General features: G+C 70.7%; 6 protein-coding genes. All 6 read right to left on the bottom strand.

Annotated features, from left to right (window positions below):
* Positions 1-160: 160 nt before the first annotated feature.
* The gene (locus AB0M02_RS31290; protein WP_364233283.1) at positions 161-1,333 is read right to left on the bottom strand and encodes a WD40 repeat domain-containing protein; all 1,173 of its coding nucleotides are present in this window, start codon (positions 1,331-1,333) and stop codon (positions 161-163) included.
* A gap of 77 nt (positions 1,334-1,410) precedes the next feature.
* On the bottom strand, positions 1,411-1,752 hold the full coding sequence (locus tag AB0M02_RS31285) for a hypothetical protein (RefSeq protein ID WP_364233280.1): 342 nt from the start codon (positions 1,750-1,752) through the stop codon (positions 1,411-1,413).
* Between the two features lie 130 nt (positions 1,753-1,882).
* Positions 1,883-2,509 (bottom strand): hypothetical protein, encoded by a 627-nt coding sequence (locus AB0M02_RS31280; protein WP_364233277.1) that lies wholly within the window; start codon positions 2,507-2,509, stop codon positions 1,883-1,885.
* Positions 2,510-2,512: 3 nt separating this feature from the next.
* The gene (locus tag AB0M02_RS31275; RefSeq protein WP_364233275.1) at positions 2,513-3,154 is read right to left on the bottom strand and encodes an RNA polymerase sigma factor; all 642 of its coding nucleotides are present in this window, start codon (positions 3,152-3,154) and stop codon (positions 2,513-2,515) included.
* 55 nt (positions 3,155-3,209) lie between these two features.
* Complete coding sequence (locus AB0M02_RS31270) at positions 3,210-4,022, bottom strand: hypothetical protein (protein ID WP_364233272.1); 813 nt, start codon at positions 4,020-4,022, stop codon at positions 3,210-3,212.
* 96 nt (positions 4,023-4,118) lie between these two features.
* Positions 4,119-7,577: an Ig-like domain-containing protein gene (locus tag AB0M02_RS31265; protein ID WP_364233270.1), complete on the bottom strand. Its 3,459-nt coding sequence runs from the start codon at positions 7,575-7,577 to the stop codon at positions 4,119-4,121.
* Between the last annotated feature and the right edge of the window lie 160 nt (positions 7,578-7,737).

Raw genomic sequence — 7,737 nt, 5'->3', positions numbered from 1 at the left:
GGCATCGGCCACAACGGCTGGCTCACCATCGCCTGGTCCCTCGGCCTCGCCGTCCTCGGCTACCTCTGGTCCACCGCCAAGTTCAACAACGACCCTCGATGACCGAAACGACGACGGGCCCGGCTGAAACCTTCAGCCGGGCCCGCGTCGCTGGCGGCGGTCAGGGAAGTTCGGGTGTGCGCCAGAGCCGGACCTTCTCGTCCGCGCCGGCGGTGATCAGGCGTTTGCCGCTCGGGGTGAAACGCAACGACCAGACCGCGCCCTCGTGGCCGGTCAGCGGCGCACCCACGGGGCTGCCGGTTCCCGCGTCCCAGACCCGTACGGTGCCGTCGTCACTGCCGGTGGCCAGAAGCTTGCCGCCCAGGGTGAACCGCATGGCACGCACCGGCCCGGTGTGGCCGCTGAGCGGCGCGGCGGCCGGCTGGCGGGTCGTCGTGTTCCACAGCTGCACGGTGTTGTCGCCGCCGGAGGAGGTGGCCAGGAGCTTGCGGCCGGCGTTGAACGTCAGGGCCAACACGGGACCGGAGCTGGTGGTGAGCGGTTCGCCCGAGGGTTCTCCGGTGGCGGCGTTCCACAGCCGCACGACGTTGCCGCCGCCCGAGGTGGCCAGGAGCTTGCCGTCGGGGCTGAAGCTCAAGGCGTACACCGGGCCCGGTTCCACGGTCAGCGCCTCGCCGATCGGCCGGCCGGTGCTGGTGCGCCACAGCCGTACGGTGTTGTCCTTGTCGGCACCGGCGGCCGCGAGACGTTCGCCGTCCTGACTGAACACGACGGAACGGACCGCGCCGGTGTGACCGGTCATGACGCGTACCAGATCCCCGGTGGCGGAATCCCACAGCCGGACCGTGCCGTCGTCACCGGCGCTGGCCATCAGCCCGCCGGTGGAGCTGAACGCCACCGAGCGCACGGCCCCGACATGACCGGTCAGCGGCGGCATGGCCGGCTCTCCGGTGGCGGGATCCCACAGCGTCACCGCACCGTCGCCGGCGACAGCGAGCAGCTTGCCGTCCGAGCTGTAGTTGATCGAGTGGATCGGCCCGGACTCACCGGCCGGGAGCGTCGGCCCGGCCCAGCGCCCGGTTGCCGCGTTCCACTGCCGCACCGTCGCGCGGCTCACGGCGGCGAACACCCTTCCGTCCGGGCGGAGGGCGATGAGCCCGTCCTCGCCGGGTACGACGGTGCGGGAGCGGGCGGTGTCCGACATCAGGACGAGCGCGGGTTGCGGATCGACGCGCGCGGTGGCGACGGCGGTGAATGCGAGCAGCCCGATCAGCGCCACGGCGACGGCCCACCCGGCGCGGCGCCGGCGGCCACGATCTCTGTTGGTAGTCACTCCCGTACGGTAATGATGGTTTTGATCGGATTTTTGCCCTGATCACCGGTTTTCATCCGCCCGGGTTGCTCACGATCTCAGCGGTTGAGGTAGGCAGCCAGGCCGCCCAGCTCCTCGCTGGCGATGAACACCGTCCGCACGTTGAGGATGGCGTCCTCGACGTGAGCGGGACAGCCCCACGCCGAGTCGCCCCACGAGTCGGCGACCTTGACCTCGGCCGGCTCGGTGCAGCCGGCGCTGCCGCCCAGCCGGCAGAGCCGTGCGGTCTCCACGCCGGTCACCCAGATCCCGATCACGGTGCCGTCCGCAGCCCGGCGCGGCTCGTAGGTGAGGTCGAACAACCCCGGAAGCCCGCACCGGACGTCACCGTCGGTGCGGGCCACGCCCGTGCGATAGACCTCGTCAAGCGAAGCCCGCATCTCGTCGGAGATGGCAGGAAAGGCAGGGTTCGCCGCTTCCACGACATGTTCCGGTCCCGCGAGCGACGCGAACAGAGCCAGGGATCGCTTCATACGGGACAGAGCGCTCCGACGCTCCACTGTGTTACACCTACTTACCCTGGCCCGGCGGCGCCTTCTTCGATTTCTCCGGCTTGGCCGACTTCCCGGGCCTGGTGGGCTTCGCCGTGGCGCTGGGTGAGACCGGCCCGCAGTATTTCGCGACCTCGGCCGCCCCGCCGGCGGCCGCGACCAGATCACGCCGCTCCCGGCCGTTCATGGGCTTTCCGCCCTCGTTCGCGGTACGCCACGCCGAGCACCACTCGGCACGCGATGGCGTGGGCGTCGGTGACAGCGTCGGAGCCGCCGTCGGCGGTGGTGTCACGGGCCTGGAGGTCGAACTCCGGGGTGCCGGCACGCCGAGTCCTGAGAACAACTGATGTGCTCCCTGCTGGACGTCGGGCGGAAGGTTGCCCGTCCGCGCCGCCACCCCGGTGCCGCTGGCGGCCAGGATCGCGACAGCGGCGACGGCACCCGCGACGACGGTCCTCTTCCGGTGGCGCCGTTGGGCGAACGCCGCGGCACGGCGGCGCTCGGCGGCGAGCGCCGCGGCGAACGCCTGTTCACCACGTAGCTCCTGGGCGGTCGCGGGAGCCTGGATGGCGTCGAGCAGATGCTCCAGACCGGCGGTCGGGATCTGGTCACGCCCGCGCCGTTCGGCCCACCATGAGCGAATCATGCTTCACACCCTCTCGGTGGACTCGAGGCGCGAGCGCTCCGCCGCCCGGACACGGACCTGTGGATCGGTGGCCAGCCGGCGCAGGCCGCGCATGGTCGCGACCCGCACCGCGCCACGCCGTTTCCCCAGCACCTGTGCGGTGGTGGCGACGTCGAGGCCGGCGACCACCCGCAGCATCACGGCCTCGGCCTGATCAGCGGGCAGCAGGGCGACCCGGCTCAGCGCCCATTCGGTCTCGGCGCCCTCGATCGCTTCAGCGGCGGCGTCCGGGCCGACGAGGCCGGCGGCGGCCGGACCGACGAGGCCGGCGCGGCCGGCGGCGACGGAGCCGGCCAGGTCGACGGCGGCCGACCCGGCCAGGTCCTCGCGGCGCCGGCCGGCTCGGCGCAACTCGTCGATGCCGCGGTTGCGGGCGATGCGGAACAGCCATCCGCGGAACGCGGCCGGGCTGCCGGTGAACTGGTCGAGGTCGCGAGCGACCTGCAGCCAGGTCTCGGACGCGGCGTCCTCGGCGGCGTCACCGGCGACCACCCGCAGATAACGCAGGACCGCGGGGTGCAGCGTCCGCCAGAGAACGGCGAATCCCCCCTCGTCACCCGCACGCGCCGCGATCAGCGCGTCGGCGAGCTCGTCATCCGTCGGCAAAGTGCACTCCCTCGTGAAGGGATGCACGCTACCGAAAGGACCGGAAGGCGGACGCTCAGAGCGCCTTGCCGTTGACGAACAGCTTCGCCGGCCCGGTGAAGGTCATCTCCCCGGCCGTGACATCGCCATAGATGATCTCACCCTCGGTGATCTCACTCTCGGTGGTGTCGCCGGGCGTGATCGCGCCATCGATGACAGCACCCTCGGTGACGGCGCCCTCGGTGATTTCACCGGGCGTGATGACGTTGCTGATCTGCGTGATCTTGTCAGCGTTCGCGCTGCGCAGGCAGTCGCTCGGGTTCTCGCCCTGATCGGCGTCCCACGGGCCCCACTCGACGCTGCTCTCGGGCGCGAACGTGTAGTCGCCGAAGGTGTACTTACCGAACGTGTACGAGCCGGTGAACGACGAGTCCCGGCTGCCCTCCCGGGTGCCGGTGCGCGAGCCGCTTCGGGTGCCGGTGCGCTCCGCGTCGCGTACCCCTTCGCGGTGGAAGGTCTTGGTCCCGTTGCCGTTGGTGAAATCGCAGGTCAATGCCTGCGTCAGGCTCTGGGTTGCGACCTGGGTCGCGGTCTGGCTCCCCACCTGCGTGCCCGTCTGCGACCCGGTCTGGGAGCCGGGCTGGGTGGCCTCCTGCGACTGCTGCTGGGTCATCGCCTGGGAGAAGGTGAACACCAGGCTCTTGTCGTTGACGGCCTTCTGCAGGGCGGCGTTGTTCCAGCCCAGGGCACTCTGGACGTCGCCCTTGCCGATGAACCCCTTCCCGGTGGCGGGGTCGAACTTGACCTCGGCGAAGGCGGGGACGGCGCCGAGAACGATCGCCATCGCCGAGGCCGTGACGGCCGTCGTGAGAATGCCGCGAGTGCGCATGTGGTGCCCTTCGTGGTGCTGTCGCTGTGTAATGCACTTGACGTGACACTAAGTAGCGACAGACACCCGTCGAGGGCTTTCCGGCACTCCCTACTCCTACGAGGCGTAGATCGAGAACTTGGCGTTCCAGCGGGTGGCCGCGCCGAACGAGGACGGCCAGGTGCCGAACGTGCGCGCTGTGCTCCAGGCGCCCTGATTGGCGCTGCCGGTGTCGTAGCTCAGGTTGTTGTCACCGTTGGTGTTGTACATGAGCCAGTACGCCGTGTTCGGCGCCAGCGTCGCGGTGACCGGCCGGCTGTTCCAGGAGTTGGCCGTCACCGCGCCGGACGTGCTCGACGCCACCAGCGTGCCGGGTACGCCGCTCGCGTCGGTGTAGATCGCCAGTTGGTACTGGTTGGCCGGCGAGGCCTGCACCGCCTTGAGGTACACGGAGATCTGGCTGACCGTCAGCGCGGTGCCACCGTTGACGAACCGCGAGCCGTTCATGAAGTTCATGTCGCCGGAGTCCAGCGAGCCGCCCACCTGGTCGAACCCGAACCGCGGTGCGCTCGGGTCGGACGTGGTGAACGAGAACTGGTGGTTGGCCGCGAGCGCGTTGCCCGCCGCGTCGGTCACGCCCGTCCGGACGGTCACCGTGTACTGGGTGGAGGCGGCCAGCGCCGCGGACGGCGTGATCGTCGCCGTCTGTCCGGCCGCGTCATAGCTGACGGTCCGGTTGACCAGCGTGCCGCCCGGCCCGCGCAGCTCCAGGTTCGCCGCCGTGATCGTGCTCGCCGTCATGGCCTCGTTGAACCGCACGGTGATCGGCGCGGTCAGCGCCACCCCGGTGGCACCGCCGGCCGGGTTCGTGGAGGCTACCGTCGGCGGGGCGGTGTCAGCGCCGGTGGTGGCGTAGATGGAGAACTTCGCATTCCACCGGTCGGCCGTCCCGAACGTCGCCGGCCAGGTGCCGAACGCCGTGGATCCGCTCCACGCGCCCTGGTTGGCGGTCCCCGCGTCGTAACTCAGGTTGTTGTCGCCGTTGGTGTTGTACATCAGCCAGTACGGCGTGTTCGCGGCCAGCGTCGCGGTCACCGGGACGGTGTTCCACGAGTTCGCCGCCAGCGTGCCCGACGCGCTGTTGGCCACCCGGGTGCCGGGCGAGCCGTTCGAGTCGGTGTAGACGGCGAGTTGGTACTGGTTGTTCGGCGCGGGCCGCACGTCCTTCAGGTACACCGACATGGACGTGACCGTCGCCGGTTCGGAGCCGGTGACGAACCGCGAGCCGTTCATGTGGTTCATGTCGCCGGCGTCCAGCGAGGCGCCGATCTGGGTGTAGCCGATCCGCTGCGGCGCCGGTGCGGCCGAGTAGGTCGCGGTGTAGGTCGTCGCCGCGGTGGGCGCGGTGACGACGTGGGTCTGCGACCCACCGTCGGACCACGACGCGAAGGTGGAGGAGCCCTGCGGGGACGGCGCCGACACCGAGTTGGTCGATCCCTGGATCACGGTACGGGTGAACGGCGTCGTTCCCGACGCCGGTCCGACCGTGAGCTGGAGCCCGGACGGCACCGTGTTGAAGGTCAGGTCGACCGTCTTCGGGTCGAGCCGTCGCGTCACGGCGTGTGTCAGGCCCTCCTGGTCGGTGGCCACGAGCCGGAGCTCCAGATAGGACGGGTACTCGTGGTCCGGCGCCTCGAACGAGCCGGACGCCACACCGGTCCAGCTGCGGATCGCGTGGGCGTGGCAGTTGTCCGGCGCGGAGCAGTGGTGCATGACCAGGTCCCAGTCGAGCCTGGACGCGGGGAGACTGCCCTGCTGCGGGTCGGTGGCGTGCCCGGTGAAGGCGAGCACGTCGCCGACCTTCCACGTCGTGCCGACGACCGGCGTGTCGATCACCGCCGTCGGCGCCTCGTTGCCGGGCGTGACGGCGATCGTGGCGGTGTGTGTCGCGTTCAGCGTGTCGGTCACCGTCAGCCGCGCGGTGTACGAGCCCGCCGTGTTGTAGGTGAACGTCGCTGTCGGCGAGGTGGAGTCGGTCACGCCGTCGCCGGTGAAGTCCCAGGCGTACCGCAGGCGGCCCTCGTCGGCCGGGTCGGGATCGGTGGAGCCGGTGCCGTTGAACGTCACGGTCAGCGGCGCCGGGCCCTGCGTCGGCGACGCGTCGATGACCGCGCTCGGCGGCTGGTTGCCCGGGAAGTAGCGCACCCGGCGGATCGTGCCGCCCAGGTCGGCGTAGTAGAGCTCGCCACCGGGGCCGACCTCGAGGTCGACCGGGCTGGCGGCGTCGGAGATGAAAGTCTGCAGGTTGGCCGCGTCGGGCAGGCCGCCCGGCGTGGACGGCAGCGACGCCCAGATGCACCGCCGCGAGTAGTCGGCGAAGAAGATCGCGCCGTGGTACGCGGCCGGGTAGGGGCCGCCGGCCGTCGGGTAGAACGCCACGCCGGTCGACGACGAGCTACCGGTCGGGCAGGCCTCGCCCGCGACGAGCTTGTTCGCGTGGTTCCAGGCGACGAACGGCTGGGTGTGCGTGCCCGCCGGCGCGGTGTAGAGCGTCTCGCAGATCGGCAGGTTGGCGCTGTCGTACCCGGGCTGCCGGGCGTTGCCCTCCCAGCACGGCCAGCCGAAGTTGGTCACGCCGGCGGTCGGGTCGACGACCCGGTTGACCTCCTCCCAGGTGGTCCACCCGGTGTCGGAGATCCAGGTCTCGTTGGTGCCCGGCCGCATGGTGATCCGGTACGGGTTGCGCAGACCGTTCGCGACGATCCGGCGGGTGTCCGGGTCGGCGGCGCCGATGTTCGGGTTGCCGGCCGCGGCCGCACCGGTGGCCGGGTCCAGCCGCAGCAGCGTGCCGTCCAGCTGGGTCTCGTCGCTCGCGGTCCGGATGTCCTGCGACCGCAGCGCCCCGCCCTCGTTGGCCGGGTCGGAGCACGGGTTGGTCGGCGCGCCGGAGGGGAACTGGCCGTAGTCGACCGCGCTGAAGCTCGCGCCGTCACCGGCGGCGACGTAGAGCATCCCGTCGGCGCCGAACGCGATGTCACCGATGGAGTGGCTCGGGAACTGCTGGCACCAGTCGCGCAGCAGCACCTGCTCGGTGCCGGTCATCGTGTTGCCGGCGGCCCGCAGACGGGAGAGCTGGCCGGTGACGATGCAGCGCCCGTCGTTCGCGTTGGCGCAGACGTCGTTCCAGACCGGGGCGGTCTGCCCGGGCGGCGCGTCGTAGGTGTAGAGCACGTAGACGTACGGGTCGGCGGGGAAACCGGGCGCCAGCGCCATGCCGAGCAGGCCGCGGTCCCACTGGTTGTGCACGTTGGCCGACAGATCGGCGAACACCGTCGCACTGGTGTCGGCGAGATCGTCGAAGACCTTGATCCGGCCGCCCTTCTCGGCGACGAAGATGCGCCCGTCCGGAGCGAACTCCAGATCGACCGGGGAGCTGAGGCCACTGAAGACCACCTGCTCCTGGAACCCGGTCGGCAGCGCGACCGCGGTCGCGGGCGGTGAACCGACGAACGACGACATCGCGAGCACGGCTGCCAACGCGACGAACCCACTGAGCGCACGCCGAAGCACGGGCATTCCCCTCCCCAATTGCGGAACCCCGAAGATCGACGAAGCTTAACGGGACGCTTATACGCCCAGGTGTCGGCCGTACGACTCGACGACCTGCCGACCGGTCAAACCTGCCCGCCCGTTCGAACGATGCAGGTCGATTGGCGTTTTCGACTGCCCGTACGCG

This window comes from Actinoplanes sp. NPDC051861 (assembly GCF_040681145.1).
Taxonomy (GTDB): domain Bacteria; phylum Actinomycetota; class Actinomycetes; order Mycobacteriales; family Micromonosporaceae; genus Actinoplanes.
Note: the sequence above shows the minus strand (reverse complement) of the source record. Positions and strands in the feature narration are given on the sequence as shown.

Excerpts from the sequence above, each read along its gene's own strand:
- AB0M02_RS31285 (WP_364233280.1), bottom strand. The coding sequence starts at position 1,752 with ATGCGGGCTTCGCTTGACGAGGTCTATCGCACGGGCGTGGCCCGCACC.
- AB0M02_RS31280 (WP_364233277.1), bottom strand. The coding sequence starts at position 2,509 with ATGATTCGCTCATGGTGGGCCGAACGGCGCGGGCGTGACCAGATCCCG.
- AB0M02_RS31270 (WP_364233272.1), bottom strand. The coding sequence starts at position 4,022 with ATGCGCACTCGCGGCATTCTCACGACGGCCGTCACGGCCTCGGCGATG.
- AB0M02_RS31265 (WP_364233270.1), bottom strand. The coding sequence starts at position 7,577 with ATGCCCGTGCTTCGGCGTGCGCTCAGTGGGTTCGTCGCGTTGGCAGCC.